1 protein-coding gene is annotated in these 1506 nt (G+C 32.6%); it reads right to left on the reverse strand.

The genetic code is table 11. The annotated features are described in order from the left end of the window. Positions 1-638: 638 nt before the first annotated feature. On the reverse strand, positions 639-1295 hold the full coding sequence (locus tag ACTJLE_RS06265) for a hypothetical protein (protein WP_032812428.1): 657 nt from the start codon (positions 1293-1295) through the stop codon (positions 639-641). Between the last annotated feature and the right edge of the window lie 211 nt (positions 1296-1506).

Raw genomic sequence — 1506 nt, forward strand, 5'->3', positions numbered from 1 at the left:
AGTCGGATCAAGTTTCAAAAGCCTATTAACATCACGAAGCGACTGCTCGGTTGAGCGAATAGTCGAATTCACCTGTTGTAAAGACTTATCCAAGCCTGTAGTATCCCCACCAATTTCAACAGTAATACCTTTAATCCTGTTTGCCATAACTTCACCTCCTTCCTAAAAATAGGCATGAAAAAAGCACCTACTATTTAGTAAGTGCTAGAAATAATCTTCCATGATTAATTTATCAGTAAATCAATCTATTCAAGTTCTTTAGTTCTATTTCATTTATATTTATGTTCGTATAGCCGTCTTTCAATAATTCTACTCGTACAGATCTAAATAAATCCTCACATACATCTGGACGATTTAATGTTTTTAATCGATCATCATAATGTACTGTAGTTGTCAGAAATAACTTATCACAATCTATTCTAGTTGGTCGCGTAAATGGATTCCTAGATATATCTGGCTGCTCATCATGATAATGAACCATTGGGTTTCTAATAAGCATATAAGGTTTTAGTGTTTGACATTTAATATACTCATACACTGTACCCGAATGTTTATTACAAATATACATATGTGAAGCCACAGCCATCCCATCCGATATAGACGGATAAGGCACTTTCATCCTCACAACATCTTTTTCGTTAATCAATCAGAAGCCTCCCTTCTTCGTCAATATCGACGAATACTGGATTATGGAGTTCTTCATTTTCCGCAAGAGTAAGCATCATATCGAAATGTTTCTCCGTAAGTAATTCCGAATCAGATTTTGAAAATACAAAGTATTTTTTATCTAAATTTATAATTTTTGAGTTTTCTACCATATTTGTTGAATACATTGCATCTAATGCATCGATCAGTTTTTTATCATTATAATTGAAGTCCGATTCATCTAAATCTACTTGATACTCACCAGACACAATGCGATTTTCTTTTGATTTCCAAAGATTCATCTGATGTGTAAGATCAGATAATTCCTTTTCCGTCATAGTACCAACTATAAAAGCGCATTTTTCAGCCCTTTTAACATTAATAGCTTCAACATTTTTATCATACGCATTCTGAGCCGCCACATTAAAGCTTGCTCTTTCCTTAGTATAATCTCCCCAAACATTACTAAATACCGGACCTTTTTTATACCCTCTTAAATGACTAAAATCAGGTGTTTCTCCAGATACTTTCGTAAAGGCTTCATAAAACAGCAAAAATTTTTGCAACTTTAAAGGGGTCTCATATGATGTATTGTCATTATTCTTTAGCCAACCACTTAAATATAGTTTTCTTTCATTTGAATAAATCATATTCATACTCCTTTCGTAAATCTTTTCATTTTACATCAATCTGATATTAATGTAAATATATTTTCCCATTTTTTGTGCTTATTACTATATTTATCATTATCATACCAAAAATACTCAAGTCTTTAAATTAGAACTTATCAAACTCTGCTTGGCTTGCGAGCTTATCGTATTTCACACTATCGTTTGCTTTCTCCGTCCACATGTCTAAAAC

It is taken from the genome of Gardnerella sp. CCPDSM (genome assembly GCF_056754715.1).